The organism is Synechococcus sp. R55.8 (assembly GCF_047461895.1).
Taxonomy (GTDB): domain Bacteria; phylum Cyanobacteriota; class Cyanobacteriia; order Thermostichales; family Thermostichaceae; genus Thermostichus.
Genome location: NZ_JANSIB010000063.1, coordinates 1 through 16,158, shown reverse-complemented (window position 1 = coordinate 16,158; position 16,158 = coordinate 1). Strand labels below are relative to the sequence as shown.

Sequence of the window (16,158 nt, the reverse complement as noted above, 5' to 3'; positions counted from 1 at the left end):
CGCAATCCTATCGCAGTGGGAAGCAGTTCAAGTGTGGGCACTGTGGATGGGAAGGAGATGCGGATTTGAATGGTGCGAATGTGATTGCGCTTTTGGGGGCTGTCGTAAACCAGCCTAGAGGTTCGGGCCTGTTTTGTTCTCTGGTAGAGCAGAGCAGGCTCAGGGCTACTGAAAGCCCGCTCCGTACCGCTTTAGCGGTCGGAGTCGGGTAGTTTACAGCCTCTATAGATTGCTGTAGCGTTCTTCGGCCCAGGGTTCACCGCCCATGTAGTAGCCGTTGCTCCCCCAAAAGCCCAGCTGATCTTAGGGGGGAAACTCCAGGTATATGGGTGAGGGATCAAAGTGCGCACCGGCCCTACCGGGAGCGGTTGTCCTTCCAGGGTATGAACCAGGTAGTTTTCGGGGCGGGTGAACTCCTCCAGAGTCAGGTTGGTGGTGTAGCCGCCATAACAGTGTTGCATCACCGCCTTGGCCTCAGGAGCAATGGATACCAACTGCAACCCATCCGGGATCCACACCCCTGTCCAGTTGACATCCTCCATCTCCTTTCGGTACAACGCAAAGACTGGAGACACGGCACAGCTTGCCCACTGCTGTCGCCCCCATCCAGCCCCACCACTTGGCCGGTGTACTCCGTCATCGAAGGCTTGGTACTGCGCTGGAGTGGCCTTGAGGAGTTTGGCATCTCCGACCAGCGTGGGTGTATCTTATCGCAGGTCTAACAGGGCAAAAGCCGTCCTGGAAGGGCGGGGCTTTGGACCTAGCTTTTTGGTAAAGGTATGGGCTCTAGGGTGGAATCTTGTCCGTGACGGGCCTGTAGGATCGGGTCAACCGGGAACGAGGACTGGCGCTGCTTCAGGATCGGGGAGAATGGATCCCTGTTGGAGCCTGTGAATGGCTGCCGGGGATAGGGGAGAAGAGCCCGGAAGGGACTCCGTCCCGCTAACCCAAGCGGGTGAGGTTGATAAGGCCGACTGGTGGAACTGAGTTGAGCAATTTTGGGGTGCAGAGCGTGTTGTCGATGAACCTATGGAGTGCAGGGCTGTTGGGCCTTACCTTCAGCTCACCTGGAGAATTTGTCTTCCGCTTTCCCCCCGGCACCCCGCTGGTGGGAGGGCTGGGCCTACGCTGGTATGGCCTATTGATGGCAGTGGCCGTGTTGGTCGGCTTGATCTTGACCAAAGCGTTGGCAGAATCTCGTCATCTAGAGAAAGAGCCTGGCAAAGCCAGTGAACGAGTGGAGCTACTGGCCCTGTGGTTGGTAATATCTGGGTTTCTGGGCGCCCGCCTCTACTACGTCCTCACCCACTGGTCAGAGTTCCAAGACAACCCCCTCTCGGCCTTTGCCATTTGGCAGGGGGGTCTCATCATCCACGGTGGGGTGTTGGCCGGCGCGCTTGCCCTTTACCTCTATTGCCGCACCACCGGGATCAACGGCTGGAAGTACGCCGATGTGCTCACGCCGGGGTTGATTTTGGGCCAAGCCATCGGGCGCTGGGGCAACTTTTTCAACTCTGAGGCCTACGGTGCCCCTATTCCTCCCGACAGCCCTTGGCCGCTGCGGGTGTACATTCCTCCCCAAGCCCGCGAGCCGGAATACAGCCAATTTGAGTTTTTTCACCCCATCTTTTTTTACGAAAGCGTCCTCAACCTGCTTCTATTTGCCCTCTTGATGGGAATGTTCTGGCGCTTTCCCAAACTCAAAGATGGCACTTGGGTTTGGACCTATGTTGTCGGCTATAGCCTGATCCGCATCCCCTACGAAATCTTGCGCGTGTCGGCGGTGGCCTATCTGCCGGGAACTTCCATCAAAGCCGCCTATGTAGCCAGTGGCTTGGGCTTGGTGATCGGGATCGGCATGTTGATCTACATGTACCGGCTGCGCTTCGACCCCGATTTGGAACAACTGGCAGCGTGGTTATCGGAGCAAGCGGGATTAGCGCCAGAAGCAGCCCAAAACCTTCTGGAACGGGCTTGGGCTATTCAACAGAGACATCGCCGCGCCGACCTGTTGGATCGTGTCACCCTCGCCATGCCCCACTTTCCCGGCACCCTTGCCCCTCACCTGTCTCTTGGCCAACGGGAGCTGCTCATGCGGCAACTGTTTTGTCGCCTGGAAGGCAGGGATCCCACTGAGGAAGGGCTGGCCCAAGCCAGTTAGTGCCGTGGCCATCAGGCTGAATCAGGGTCATTCCCTCACCCCCAAGGAGAAAGCAGGGCCAGGGAGCAAAACCTTTAGGCCAGCAGACCTCGGGCCAGCAAACCCGCCCCCCCTCCCATCAACACCAACAGCCAAGTGGGCTGGCGAAAGCGCATCAAGGCAATGAAGGCCGCTACCCCGATCCCCAAAGCCACCAGCGAAGCGGGAGTTGTTTGTTGTAGCAGCGCATTTTGGGCCAAGGGCACTGTAGCCGCAGCAACAGCCCCCAGGGCCGTTGGGGTAATTGCCTGCAGGGATCCCTTCACCCAAGCATTGTGCCGTATGCGCAACAGAACCGGAGCTGCCAGCAAAATAAAGGCAAAAGAAGGGGCAAAGATGGCCACTGTTGCCGTCAGGGCCCCCAGCACCCCTGCCACCTTGTAGCCGATAAAGGCTGCCGTCAGCACCACCGGGCCAGGAGTAAATTGCCCAATGGCCACCCCATCCAAGAACTCTGTCGGCGTCAACCAGCCCAACTGATCCACCACCTCGTCGGCGATGAAGGGGATGATCACCAACCCTCCCCCGAAGATGGTGCCGCCTACTTTCAGGAAAAACAAGGTCAAAGGCCAGAAATAGGCACCAATCCGCTCCAGACCCCAAAAGCTGCTCAGGATAAGGGTTTCCGGTGGAACCGTGGCCACTACCGTCTGGGCCAACGTCAATACTGGCCAAGGGAGTAAAATCGGGATCCCCGATAGTGGGCCTTTTTTGGGCCCATACAGCAGCAGCCCCACCAGAGCCGCCAGCCCGAACAGCAACAGGATATTCACCCCCCCAATCAGCAGCAGGGCAAAGGCCGCCACCGCGATCAGCCCCCGGCTCCAATCCTTCACAGCTTTACGGCCCAGTTTCCAGCAAAAGGCCAGGATAATGGCGATCACCACCGGGGCCACCCCAAAAAACATCCCCTCTAGCTGCGGCACCCCCTGAAAGCGAAAGTAAAGCCAAGAAAAAATCACCTCGATCACAAAAGCAGGGGCAATGAAGCAAATCCCCGCCAGCACCGCCCCCAACCAGCCTGCCCGCACATAGCCGACATAGATCCCCATCTGGGTAGAAGCTGGCCCTGGCAACATTTCACATAGGCCCACCCCTTCGGTAAATTGTTCCTGGCTCATCCAGCCCCGCCGGATCACCGCCTCATCGTGTTGCATGGCGATGTGGGCTTGGGGGCCGCCGAAACCCAGGGATCCCAGCCGCAGGAATACCACGGCAATCTCTTTCAGGCGCGTTGAAAGGGAGGGCAAGTTGTCGGGGGCGTTTTCCGGCCTGGGGAACTGACCGGGAGCAGACTCAGAAGACATGGGCAAAGCCCGGCAAGACAACCCCGCCTATCCTGCCATCTGTCCGGGATCCCTTCAAGAGGACAACACTCACCCGTTTATCCTTTCACCCAAACTGCCCCCTCAGGTCTTCAGGCTTCGCAACCACTCTTCCAGAGCGCGGATCGGCGCGGGATCCCGGTAGACGCGATCTTGACGTGCTTTCACCTGCTGGCCCATTTGCTCTCGCCACTCTGGATCCAAGCCCAACTGACTGGCAATCTGGACGTATTCATCGAGGGTGTGGGCGATGGTATCCAGGATCCCCATCTGCTGCAGGATGGCGTAGGTGTGGCGGCCCCGCAGCAGGGATCCGGGCAAGGTGACGATGGGCAGGCCGTGGGGCAGGGCTTCCAGGGTGGTGTTGCCCCCTGACCAGCCGAGGCTATCCAGGTAAATATCCCCCAGGGCGTTGTAGGCGGCATATTCTGCAGGCGAGAGTTCCGGTAGGAGCACCACATACTCTTCGGCAGCTAGGTCATAGGCCTGAAAGGCTCGTCGCAGCCGCTGCCAAAAGCGCTCGCGGATCCCTTGGGAGAGGCGGCCCCGCAAAAATAGAAATTGACACTTCCCCACTTCCCGGGCGATGCGGGGGAACACCTCGTCGTACTGAGGTAAGTACTTGAATAGGGATTGGGCGCAGAGGTAAAGCACCCTGTCGGGATCCACCCCCCAAGCTTGCCAGTCCACAGGGGCGGGGTCAACTTCTAGGGGAATATAGTAGGTGCCGATGCCAGGCAGGGGCAGGAGCTGCTCGGTGTAATGGCCGGCCCCGTCCGGCGGCTCCATCAGCTCGCTGCTGAGGAAAACGTCTATTGTCGGCAGGCCAGAAGTTTGCGGGTGGCCCCAGGCCATCGCCTGTACCGGCGCCAAGCGGAGGGCGGCCAGTTGGGCACAGACCGGGTCAATGCCCACTTCCGGGTAGAGGAGCACATCCAGCTGTGCCTCTCGAATAGCCGCTTGCCATTCTTCTATGCTGCGGGATCCGGCCACAAAGTGCTCAAAACGAGGGGGCAGGGAGCACGTGACCTCATCTTGGATGACCGAGGTGTGGAAGCCGTAGAGGGCCACTTGAGCACGATCCAGGGCTTCTACCCAGCCGCGAGTCAGGATCTTCCAAACGGAGTGATCCCGAAACAGGCCGGAGACAATGCCCACCCGCACTCGGCCAGGATGTCGCTGCCAGAGGACGGAGGGCTGGGGATAGCGGGCCGCCATCACGTCCCTCACCAAGGATCCGTAGAGCTGCTGCAGATCGCGGTCGTTCTGGCCTTGGTAGGGCAAAAAGAAGGGTTGGACGGAGCCGATCCCGGCAGCTGCTCGCTCCAGGGTTTCGGGATCCCGCGGCAGGTGTTCCCAGCGGCCCCTCACCTGTTGTAGGGCTTGGCGGTAGCGCTCCCGAGCCACGGAAACTTGGTCTGCCGAGGCGTACAGCAAGGGCAACTGGCTAACACACCAGCCCAGGGCCGCGGCCAAGTCGGCGGGATCCGCTTGCCAGAGTTGGTAGAACAGCTCCGCCGCTTCCTCCTCCCGGCCACAATCCCGCAGCAGGATGGCCAGGGTGTAGGCGGCATCGGCAAAGTCCGGCTGCAGCTCCAGGGCCTGTCCCAAGGGGACAAGGGCCGCCTCCAAATCCCCCTGCTGCCGCAGCACCAGCCCCAGCTGGTACAAAACTTCCGCGTCCGGCCCCCCCTGCTCTAGGGCCAGTTGCAGGTGAGTTTTCGCCTCCGCCAGCTGCCCCGCCTGCTTGAGAACAATTCCCAAATTAAAGTGGGCGTCGGGAAACCAGGGCTGGTGGGCAAGGGCCTGCCGGATCAGGGCAATCGCGTCGTCCAGGGATCCCTGTTGCTGCCGACAGACCCCCAAGAGGTGCAGTGCCTCGGGGTGGGTGGGCTGGGCTTGCAGCACCTGCTGGTAAAGTGAGACAGCCTGTGGCCATTGCCCTGCCTGGTGATGGCGAACGGCTTGGGCCAACAGACGCTGCAGGTGCTCTCCTCTGTCCTTTCCAGCTCTGCCTAGGCCAAAGCCTTTCCCCGGTCCAGACACAGTGAGCTCCTCTCGCCGGCGGATCCTGGGCCTCTACCCCATCAGCCGTTGGGGAAATTGAGAAAGCCCGCCAAGGCCGGAGCAATCGGCAACAGGGTCATGACCATCAAAAAGAGGGCCAGCAATGCCAAAGCATCCCGCTGACCGTCGGTTTCAGTAATCTCATCCTGCGGTGGACGCTCTGGCTCGCGGGCGATGAACAGGATCAGCAGCGCCCAGTAGAGGGCCAAGACGTTGCTGATGGCCGCCACCGCCAAGGCAATCAGGGTGATGAAGGTGGCGCGGGCCGCCGTCTTCCGCCCGTACACCGCCTGCACAATGCGACCCCCGTCCAGCTGCCCTGCCGGCAGCAGGCTCAAGGCGGTGATTGCCAGGCCAATCCAGCCCACGGCAACAAAAGGATGAATGGGAACCAGCTCCGCCTGCAACTGGGATCCCAGCACCAGCCGCGCTAGGGTGCCTACCAGGATGGAGCTGCGGAAGATCTCCGTGGGCACATACAGACCCTCGGAGCCGGAGAGCTTCAGGCCAGCCAAGAGCACCAGCAGCGACAGGATCCCGCTCGCTGCCGGGCCGGCAAAGGCAATGTCGAAGAGGGCCTTGCGGCTGGGCACCGGCGATTGGATGCGGTTCAGGGATCCCAGCGTGCCGATCCCCAAGCTGGGGATAACAAAAGCAGGGCTGAGGCGCACGCCGTACTTGCCCGCCATCCAGCGGTGTCCGGTCTCATGCACCAGCAAGATGGCGAAGATCCCGGCCGCCACCGGCAGGGCTTCCACCCAGCGCCCTGGCGCATCCAACAGCCGGAAGCCCAAGAGATTGGCCCCCACCTCCAACGTGGCGACGAAGCTGAAGACCAGCAACGCCCCCGCCAGGATCTGCGCCCCCACGGAAGCGCGGTAATTGACGATGGGATCCGGCAAGACCACCACCGCCGGCTTTTCCGCCGGATCCTCCACCAAAAAGAGCTGGTAGCGACTGCCCACCTGCTCTTTGAGCTTCTCCACCAGCAGGGGTACCACCACCTCCGCCTCCTGGCGCAGGTTGCCCTTAAAAATCGCCCCTTCCCCATAGGGGACGGTCTCGGTGACGAAAAAGGTATCGAGGCCGAAAATAGACTGAATGGCCTGCAGATCCTCAGCCGAGATCCGCTGCAGAACCGCAGACGCTTCCAAAGGCGCCTCCCCTGCCGAAGGGGCTTCCCCCTGCTCTTCCAGACGAGCCAACTGCTCGCGACGGGCCTGCAGCTCCTGCTGGGCCAACTGGCGGGTCTTGCGCCCCACAGCAATGTAAAGCCCTGTAAAGACCAACAGCAACACCAGGAAGCCTGCAAAATTGAGGTAGATCCCCAGCAGCAGCAGCCCCAGGAAAACCACCCACGGCAACAGGAGCAGGGATCCCTGTAACCACACCCAGACGGCCAAGGATCCCCGCCGACGGGCTCTCCAGAAGCCCCAACCCAAAAAGGCCAGCGTTCCCAGCAAAAAGAGCGGCGTAATCTCAGCGGCAATGTTCATGGCTGACCTATGAGGCTGTACGGGTACCAAGCTGAGGGCAAGACGGCTCAAGCAGAAACAGCCGTTCCTTCAAAACGGGGCTCCGGCTGCTCCCACAGGTAGAAGCCAGCTTTCCGAGGTTTCAGGAGGAACAGCCGCAAAAACTGATAGAAGTTATCCAAGTAGAGGGGCAGCTTGCGCAAACCCTTGAAGGGGCCGGATCCCCGGGCAATCTCCCTCAGCTTAGCGTTGTTGGCCACGCACTTTTGCAGCCGCCGCACAAACTCAGGGTTTTCCACATCCAACACCACCGGGAACACCTTGGCCGCCTCGCGGTTGGTCTTGTAGATTACCTCCATGTCATAAGTATGGGGATCCAGCCCGATGAGGCGGTAGAAATCCGGGCGCTCTCCCACATCGTTGAGGTACATAGTGGCGAACACCGACAGCAAGAAGAAACGGCACCACAGCTTGGCCACCCATCCCTTGAGCAGCCGCGGCTGGCTTAGGAGCATGAGCGCAAAGAAATCGCCGTGGCGGTTCTCGTCCTGGCACCAGTTCTTGAAGAAGTTGAAGATGGGGTAGATGCGGTCTTCGGGATGGGCCTCCAGGTGGCGGTAGATGAGAATGTAGCGCCAGTAGCCGATCTTCTCCGAGAGATAGGTGGCATAGAAGATGAAACGCGGCGCGAAATAGGTGTAAGACTTGTGCTTAGTGAGAAAGCTCAGGTCGAAGGCCATGTTGAAGTCGCCCATGGCGCGGTTCAGAAAGCCGGCATGGCGGGCCTCATCGCGGCTCATCAGGGCAAAGCACTCGGCCAAAACGGGGTTGGTCTCTTTTAGCTTGCGCGACAGCTCCTTGTAGAGGAGAAAACCGGAGAACTCGGCTGTACAGGAGCGCTCCAAGAACTCCACAAACAACCGGCGCGCCTGCGGATCCAGGCGGCTTTCCCAGTCTTGGTTGAACTCCTCACCCCGGACGAAGTGATGGCGGTTGTAGTCGGCGCGAAACTCCTGCAGGATGGCCTGGAAATCGGCCTCTCGATCCCCTAAGCCCATTTTGCCGATGGCCTCGAAATCGGTGGTGTAGAAGCGCGGCGTCAGGATGGTCTCGGTGGGCACTCGCGCTTGAGTTTGAGCAGCTTGCAAACTGGGACTCATAGTGATTTAAAGCGGATGAAAAGGCCAGGTATACTCTCGCAGTTTACCAGCCTCTCTGGCCGTCGTGGGGATAAGAAGTGTTACCGGCAGGCTCTGAGAGATCCTTAAGACTCCACTGCCAGCGGCTGGGATCGCAAGGGATCCGTCAGCTCGCTGCCCTCCTCCGAAGGCGGGATCACCTGCCAAAACAGAGGCAAATAGGATTCCCAATTTTGCAGAATGCGCTCCGCTTTGGGGGAATGGGTGCGGCGATAGTGCTCTTGGATCAGGCTCTTCAGTTGTGCCTCTGCTGCCGCCGTCTGCACCCGCTGAATGCGCACGATCTCCCCGTTGACCTTGGCGGGGAAGTTGCCCTCCTCATCCAGCACATAGGCCAGGCCGCCGGTCATCCCCGCTCCCAGGTTGCGGCCCACCCGCCCCAGCACCACCACCACCCCACCGGTCATGTACTCGCAGCAGTGGTCGCCGGATCCCTCGATCACCGCCTGCGCTCCCGAGTTGCGCACCGCAAAGCGTTCCCCCGCCTGGCCGTTGGCAAACAGGGATCCGCCCGTGGCCCCGTACAAACAGGTGTTGCCCAGGATTACATTTTCCGCCGGATCGCGGGGCGCCTCAGGGGGAGCCAGGATGACGATCTCGCCGCCACACATGCTTTTGCCCACGTAGTCATTCGCTTCTCCTGTCAGGGTCAGGCGCATCCCCGCCAGTGTAAAAGCGCCAAAGCTCTGGCCGGCGCTGCCGACAAAGCGCAGATCCAACTGCCCCCCCTGTTGGGCGAAGCCGGTATCTCCGTACAAGCGGGCCAAGGTTCCGGCAATGCGCCCGCCTACGCAGCGGTCGGTGTTGGCGATAGGGATCTCCACCGTGGCCGTGCCGCAGGTCTCCACCGCCTTCTGCACCTCCGGCTGAGCCAGGATCTGCTCATCCAGCACCGGGCCGTTGGCGTGAACCGGCTCATGCTCCAACCAGTCGGGCAGGGTGTTGGGATCAAAACCGGGGGGAGTTCGCAGCAGACACTCCAAGTTCAAGGATTGGGTCTTCTGCAGAACCGCATCGGCCCGCGGACAGAGCAGATCCACCCGTCCAATCACCTCCTTCAGAGAGCGGTAGCCCAGTTGCGCTAAGACTTGGCGCACCTCCTCCGCCACAAAGGTGAAGAAGGTCACCACGTGATCTGGCGTGCCGGGGAAGCGCTTGCGCAACTCCTCCTTCTGGCTGGTCACTCCCACAGGGCAGTTGTTGGTGTGGCACACCCGCGCCATGATGCACCCCTCCGCAATCATGGCCACCGTGCCAAAGCCAAACTCTTCTGCCCCCAGCATGGCCGCCATCACCACTTCCCAACCCGTGCGAATGCCGCCATCCACCCGCAGGATGGAGCGCTGCCGTAGGCCGTTTTCCAGCAGGGTATGATGCACCTCCACCAGGCCCAACTCCCAAGGTGCCCCGGCATGTTTGATGGAGCTCAAGGGGGAAGCCCCTGTGCCCCCTTCATGGCCGGAGATTTGGATGATGTCGGCGTTGGCCTTGGCTACTCCTGCCGCCACCGTGCCGATGCCCACCTCCGCCACCAGCTTCACCGACACCTGTGCCTGGGGGTTCACCTGGTGCAAGTCGAAGATCAACTGCGCCAGATCCTCGATGGAGTAGATGTCGTGGTGGGGCGGCGGCGAGATCAAGGTCACCCCCGGCTTGGAGCGGCGCAGCTTGGCGATGTAGGGACTCACCTTTTTGCCCGGCAGTTGCCCGCCCTCGCCCGGCTTGGCCCCCTGGGCAATTTTGATCTCAATTTGCCGCGCGTTGAGCAAATACTCCGGTGTCACGCCAAAGCGGCCCGAGGCCACCTGCTTCACCGCCGAGCTGGCGTTGTCCCCCATGCGCAGCCCCTTCAGGTGGGGAAAGCGGGCCGAGGTGCCATCTGGGCCTACATCGGTGATGGGGAGGTATCGTTCCGGATCTTCCCCGCCTTCACCGGAGTTGGACTTGCCGCCGATGCGGTTCATGGCAATGGCCAGGGTCTCGTGGGCCTCGCGGCTGAGGGCCCCCAAGGACATCCCACCTGTGGCAAAGCGTTTGAAAATCTCCGACACCGGTTCCACTTCCTCCAAGGGAATGGGATCCCGGTCGCTGCGGAAATCCAGCAGGTCTCGCAACGCGGTGGGGGTGCGGCTGCGCAGGTGCGCCCTGTAGATCTCATAGTGGGCAGGCTGACCCGATTCGATGGCCTTGTGCAGCAGTTTGGCCATTTCTGGACTGTTGATGTGGTATTCGCCTTTGGGCCGCGCCTGGATAAAGCCAAAGTTCTCCAGCTTTTTCGAGGTGAGTTCGGGAAAGGCCCGCTGGTGATTCACCATGCCCTCGCGGGCCAGATCCGCCAGCGTCATGCCTCCCACCCGCGACACCGTGCCGCGGAAGGCCAGATCGATCACCTCTTGGCTCAGGCCAATGGCCTCGAAAATCTGCGCTCCGTGGTAGCTGGAGAGCAGAGAAATGCCCATTTTGGAAAGAATCTTGAGCAGCCCTGCCTCAATGGCGGCGCGGTACTTCAGTTGCACCTCGGCCAGGGAAAGCTGGGGCAACTTGCCGGCAGCCATCTGGGTTTGCGTCTTGGGCTTGTGCCACCACTGCCGCACAGCTTCATAGGCCAGATAAGGACAAACGGCGCTGGCCCCGTAGCCGATCAAGCAGGCAAAGTGGTGGGTGCTCCAGCATTGGGCAGTCTCCACCACCAGGGAAGCGCGTAGGCGCAGCCCCTCCTGGATGAGGTGATGGTGGATGGCGCCCACCGCCAACAGAGGTGGGATCAGAGCCTGCTCGGCATCAAGGCCGCGATCCGAGAGGATTAAAATCTCAGCTCCCCCCCGCACTGCCTGAGCCGCCTGCTGGCAGAGGGCCCGTACCTGGACCTCCAGTCCTTCTGGGCCGGCAGCCACCGGGTAGAGAATCGGGAGCGTGTGGCAGGGAAAAGGGGTATGCTGCAGAGCGGCCAGCTCCGCTTCGTTGAGCACCGGGCTGCGCAACTGCAACAGGCGGGCATGCTCAGGGCGGATCTCCAGCAGGTTGCCCTTGGATCCCAGATACACATCCAAAGACATCACCAGGCTCTCCCGCAGGGGATCGATGGCAGGGTTGGTGACCTGGGCAAAGCGCTGCTTGAAATAGTCGTAGAGGGGATGAGGCTGGGTGGACAGCACAGCCAGCGGCGCATCATCCCCCATGCTGAAGGTGGGCTCCTTGCCCGTAGCCGCCATCTCCTCGATGATCATCTCCACATCTTCTGAGGAGTACCCGAAGGCGGTTTGGGCTTGTAACAGTTGTTCTTCCGAGAGGTGAGGGGTATTTTCAAAGCCTTGGGTGCTGAGCTGAACGCGATGGGCTTTGAGCCATTCGCCGTAGGGGTGCTGGGCTGCCACCTGGGTTTTGATCTCCCAGTTTTTGCAGATTTGCCCGCTCTGCAGATCCACCGTCAGCATCTGCCCTGGGCCTAGCCGCCCTTTTTCCAAAATGTCGGTCTCCGGCAGAGGAACCACGCCAGCTTCCGAGGCCACCACCAGCAGACCATCGCGGCTGCGAGCGTAGCGGGCTGGGCGCAGGCCATTGCGATCCAACGTGGCCCCGATGGTTTTGCCGTCGCAGAAAACCACCATCGCCGGGCCATCCCAAGGCTCCTGCAGGCCGCCGAAGAACTCGTAGAAATCCACCACTTCCGGGTGATTCTGCAGTTCTGGCTGGTTGCGATAGGCTTCCGGGATCAGCACCATCATCGCCTGCTGAGTGGAGTAGCCCGACTGAATCAACAGCTCAAACACAGCGTCCAGACCTGCTGAGTCGCTGGTGCCCGGGTCAATAATCGGCTTCAGATCCTCGACCGCTGTACCCCAGCGGGGATGGGAAAGGGTTTGTTCGCGGGCGGCCATCCAGTTGACATTGCCCAGGTAGGTGTTGATCTCGCCGTTGTGGCAGAGGTAGCGGAAAGGCTGAGCCAGCGACCAACGCGGCAGGGTATTGGTGCTGAAGCGGCGGTGGTAGGTGGCGTAGGTGGTGGTGTAGAGGGGGTTTTGCAGATCTCGATAAAACTGGCCCAGAACCGACGATTGCACCATGCCTTTGTAAACGACAACCCGGCAGGACAAAGAGGCAAAATACAGAGCATAAAAGCCAAACCGAGCCTCTACCCGCCGCCGAATGCGCCGCCGCAACAGATAGAGCTGCTGCTCTAGCTCGTCTCCTTCCAGCGTGGGATGGGTGAGGAGCATCTGCCAAATGGAGGGCATGGTCTGCCGTGCCATCGGCCCCAGGCAATTGGGATTGACCGGTACCTGCCGCCAAACCACCCGCTGCCAGTCGGTGGTGGTCAAGTACTCATCGATCACCTGCTGCACCGCCTGACACTCAGCAGGATCCTGAGGCAAAAAGACCATCCCCACCGCGCTGTGAGTGGGATCCCAAGCTCGAATTTCTTCCCTCTCTGCCTGCAACAGCGACCAGGGGATTGCCGTTGCAATGCCCGCCCCATCACCGCTCTGGCCGTCGCCGCCACAGCCACCCCGATGTTCCATACAGGTGAGGGCCTGAAGGGTTTTCTGCAAGAGGTCGTGGCTGGCTCTCCCCTGCTGATCCACCAAAAAGCCGACCCCGCAAGCATCCCGCTCTTGAAAGTGCCAGTTTTCCTGCAGGATAGGGGCCGAGACCTGAGAGGGATGGGGATTCATAGGAGTAAAAACAGTTTGGAATAAATCACGCTTTCAGAGGTGGAAAACCAGCATATCGCACTCCAATCCGACAGGAAAAGGGGGGCAGTCTCAAGTCACGGCTGGCTCTTGCCAACAGGGCAACCGTTGGGGCAATCGGATCAGCGAAGTAAAGACAAAAAAGCTCGCCATGAACAGATTTTTCGAGTTTCTTCTGCAGCTTTCCCCGACGGACTGCGGACGATCTGAGAAAGCTAGGGCGAATGCGCCAGCTCACACCGGCTCCGCTCGCTGGCAACTGGCCCTGTGGAGAACTGCGGTAGGGAGACAGCCGTAGGGTATGTCCAGGAAGAGGGCAACCCCACAGATGTACAACAGATGTACAAAGTCAGGCGTGCAACGGTCTATCGCTGGCTGAACCTAGAAGACCTCAGGCCGACAAAAGTCAAGACCCAGAAGCCAAAGATAGACTTGGCCGCCCTGCAGCAAGACATAGGCCAGGATCCAGGAGCTCAATTGTAAGGATAGAGCTCAGAGATTCGGGTCGCGCCAGCGGGACGGAGCCCTTGCCCTATTGACTATACTGGTGGTGCTCTGGGAGCAATGATACTATTACCCTAGATTTTTCGTGTTTCTGAGTAAGCTCATGCTGACTTGCCCAAGCCGTCATTCTTTTAACTTAGATACGACAAGATCCATAATGGAAAGCAGCATTATCGATGCCAGGATTGTCACAGGCAATTTATACCTGAATCTACTCAAAAGATTGTCTCAGAATTCAATATATCCCTAGTTAATAAACTTAAGCGACTTTCCATTGCTGCTATATCTTATGTAAATGAACTACCAGAACTCTGGACAAAATTATGTTAATCACAAATCAACTTATCCTTCCCAAATCATGGAGGTCTACCCGTCAAAAGAGGTACTTTGATCCTGCGATGCGACGAGCTATTGCCATTTGTGCTAGCAGGTTGGAGCTTGAAAGCAGGACGAGCTTCCCAAACTTGTTCAGAATGATTGTTCAGAATGACTGTGTCTCCACATGGGTTGGAGTCAGTGTTGCCGAGAAAAGCCATATCCTTGCTAGATTGAAGTCATGGGATCCCTGACTCTACCCGATAGAACTGAACTTTATGACCGTCCCTCTGATTCACAGCCGTGACGTTCTAGAGAGCCGTCTCAAGGAGATTCCTGCTGAACCCGGCGTATATTTAATGCGAGATGCCACGGATCAGATCCTCTATGTAGGCAAGTCCAAGAAATTGCGCTCTCGAGTGCGATCTTATTTCCGCTTCACCGGCGACCTGTCCCCTCGCATTCAGCGCATGGTAGCTCAGGTTTGCGAGATCGAGTTTATCGTAACCGACAATGAAAGTGAAGCCCTAGCCCTAGAAGACAATCTGATTAAGACCCATCAGCCCCCCTACAATGTTCTTCTCAAGGATGACAAAAAGTATCCCTATTTGTGCATTACCTGGTCAGAGCCTTATCCCCAGCTTTACATCACCCGCCATCGTCGCCTTGATCGGAATCAAGACAAATACTATGGCCCCTACACCGATGTTGGCCTGTTGCGCCATACCCTTGGGTTGGTCAAACGAATTTTTCCCTTGCGCCAACGGCCCAAACCTCTGTACAAAGATCGCACCTGTTTGAACTACGACATTGGGCGCTGCCCCGGGGTATGCCAAGGCTTGATCAGCCCAGAAGAGTATCGCAAAACGCTGACTCAAGTGGCCATGATCTTCCAAGGCCAGACAGATGAGCTGATCCGAGAGCTGCAGGAGAAGATGATCCAGGCCGCCGAACAGGAAAATTACGAGGCAGCCGCACGATATCGGGATCAAATTCGCGGTTTGGAACAATTGGGAGAATCCCAGAAGGTCTCTTTGCCTAACTCTACCGTCAGCCGTGATGCTCTGGCCTTGGCCATGAATGATTCACGAGCCTGCATTCAATTGTTTCAGGTGCGGGCAGGCAAGTTGGTGGGGCGGCTGGGGTTTGTGGCCGAAAACCGCGGTGACGACCCAGGCCTTATCTTGCAGCGGGCTTTACAAGAGCATTATCAATACTGCGATCCGGTGGAAATTCCCTCTGAGATTTTGACCCAGTATGAACTGCCCGATCACGATTTTCTGGAGTCTTGGCTGAGTCAGAAAAAAGGCCGCAAGGTCAGCCTTGTTGCCCCCCAACGGCAGAGCAAAGCCGAGCTGATCGAGTTGGTTGAGCGGAATGCCCAACTGGAGCTAACCCGCACTCAGCGCTTGGCGGATCGGGATGCCGCGGCCTTGGAGCGCTTGGCAGAAGTCTTGGATTTGCCGGATGTGCCCCGCCGTCTAGAAGCCTACGATATTTCCCACATCCAGGGATCCGATGCTGTGGCCAGTCAGGTGGTGTTTATCGATGGCCTGCCTGCCAAACAGCACTACCGCCGCTACAAGATTCGCAACCCTGAGGTGCGCCCCGGTCACTCCGATGATTTTGCCAGCCATGCAGAAGTGGCCCGGCGTCGCTTCAGCAAAATGACCCCTGAGGATCAGCCGGATTTGGTGCTCATCGACGGGGGCAAGGGGCAGTTGTCGGCAGTCATGGCCGTCTTGGCGGATTTGGGGCTGGATCACCTGCCGGTAATTGCCTTGGCCAAACGAGAAGAAGAGATCTTTCTGCCGGGGGATCCCGTGCCCCTGCGGTTGACCGCCCAAGATCCGGCTCGCTTGTTGTTGCAACGCCTGCGAGATGAGGCCCACCGATTTGCTCTCGCCTTTCATCGCCAGCAACGGAAAGCGCGTCAGCATGCCTCTACGCTGGACGAGATCCCCGGCCTAGGCAAGTATCGGCAAAAGCTGCTGATGGAAGAATTTCGGTCGATTGCCCGCATTCAGGTGGCTTCAGAAGACCAGCTGGCCCAGGTGCCCGGCATTGGCCCGAAGATTGCCCGACAGATTTACCGCTACTTTCACCCAGAAACTCAGGCGGGATCCCCGGAGACAGCGCAGGTGGAGTAGTTGAGAATCCGCGCAGGGATCCCTGCTCCCCCAGCACTCGGTGGGGTGATATCCACAGAAGCCTGAGCACCCTTCCTCGCCCGTGATTTTACGGGGTTAGGGGGGAACTTGTAGTGCGGAAAACATCGCTCAAAGCAAAAATGATACATAATCTCAGGGGCAGGCGTTCTTAGTGCCCTAGGTTGTGTTGATCTTTCATTTGAGCCAAAAGAGAGCACTGACGAGATAGAGA

Annotated in this window: 9 protein-coding genes and 1 pseudogene; 4 read left to right on the top strand and 6 right to left on the bottom strand. The window is 59.2% G+C overall.

The window, feature by feature from the left end:
- Positions 1-212, top strand: a pseudogene (locus NW829_RS07700) (RNA-guided endonuclease TnpB family protein); the annotation flags it as partial.
- On the opposite strand, the gene NW829_RS07695 reads toward NW829_RS07700, so the two are convergent.
- Positions 192-575 (bottom strand): molybdopterin-dependent oxidoreductase, encoded by a 384-nt coding sequence (locus NW829_RS07695; RefSeq protein WP_414416803.1) that lies wholly within the window; start codon positions 573-575, stop codon positions 192-194. The pseudogene NW829_RS07700 and the gene NW829_RS07695 overlap by 21 nt on opposite strands.
- A 446-nt stretch (positions 576-1,021) precedes the next feature.
- Between NW829_RS07695 and lgt the strand changes: the two genes are divergently transcribed.
- The gene (gene lgt / locus NW829_RS07690; RefSeq protein ID WP_414342737.1) at positions 1,022-2,161 is read left to right on the top strand and encodes a prolipoprotein diacylglyceryl transferase; all 1,140 of its coding nucleotides are present in this window, start codon (positions 1,022-1,024) and stop codon (positions 2,159-2,161) included.
- Positions 2,162-2,235: 74 nt separating this feature from the next.
- Here lgt and chrA read toward each other — a convergent pair whose 3' ends face one another.
- The 5 genes from chrA to NW829_RS07665 all read right to left on the bottom strand — a co-directional run bounded on the left by chrA (position 2,236) and on the right by NW829_RS07665 (position 12,939).
- Positions 2,236-3,507 carry a chromate efflux transporter gene (gene chrA / locus NW829_RS07685; protein ID WP_011432884.1) on the bottom strand — a complete coding sequence of 424 codons (1,272 nt, stop codon included), beginning with the start codon at positions 3,505-3,507 and terminating at the stop codon, positions 2,236-2,238.
- Positions 3,508-3,609: 102 nt separating this feature from the next.
- A complete protein-coding gene (locus tag NW829_RS07680) occupies positions 3,610-5,571 on the bottom strand; it encodes a tetratricopeptide repeat protein (RefSeq protein ID WP_414416802.1) in 1,962 nt (653 codons plus the stop codon).
- A 41-nt stretch (positions 5,572-5,612) separates the two neighbouring features.
- Positions 5,613-7,088: a site-2 protease family protein gene (locus tag NW829_RS07675; RefSeq protein ID WP_414350362.1), complete on the bottom strand. Its 1,476-nt coding sequence runs from the start codon at positions 7,086-7,088 to the stop codon at positions 5,613-5,615.
- A 47-nt stretch (positions 7,089-7,135) separates the two neighbouring features.
- The gene (acsF, locus tag NW829_RS07670; protein ID WP_414416801.1) at positions 7,136-8,227 is read right to left on the bottom strand and encodes a magnesium-protoporphyrin IX monomethyl ester (oxidative) cyclase; all 1,092 of its coding nucleotides are present in this window, start codon (positions 8,225-8,227) and stop codon (positions 7,136-7,138) included.
- A 104-nt stretch (positions 8,228-8,331) separates the two neighbouring features.
- On the bottom strand, positions 8,332-12,939 hold the full coding sequence (locus NW829_RS07665; RefSeq protein ID WP_414416800.1) for a glutamate synthase-related protein: 4,608 nt from the start codon (positions 12,937-12,939) through the stop codon (positions 8,332-8,334).
- A gap of 285 nt (positions 12,940-13,224) precedes the next feature.
- Here NW829_RS07665 and NW829_RS07660 point away from each other — a divergent pair, with 285 nt between their 5' ends.
- Both NW829_RS07660 and uvrC read left to right on the top strand, forming a co-directional pair.
- Positions 13,225-13,440, top strand: a complete 216-nt coding sequence (locus tag NW829_RS07660; protein WP_414329292.1) for an IS630 transposase-related protein — start codon at positions 13,225-13,227, stop codon at positions 13,438-13,440.
- A 614-nt stretch (positions 13,441-14,054) separates the two neighbouring features.
- Positions 14,055-15,926 carry an excinuclease ABC subunit UvrC gene (gene uvrC, locus NW829_RS07655; RefSeq protein WP_414412627.1) on the top strand — a complete coding sequence of 624 codons (1,872 nt, stop codon included), beginning with the start codon at positions 14,055-14,057 and terminating at the stop codon, positions 15,924-15,926.
- Positions 15,927-16,158 lie beyond the last annotated feature (232 nt).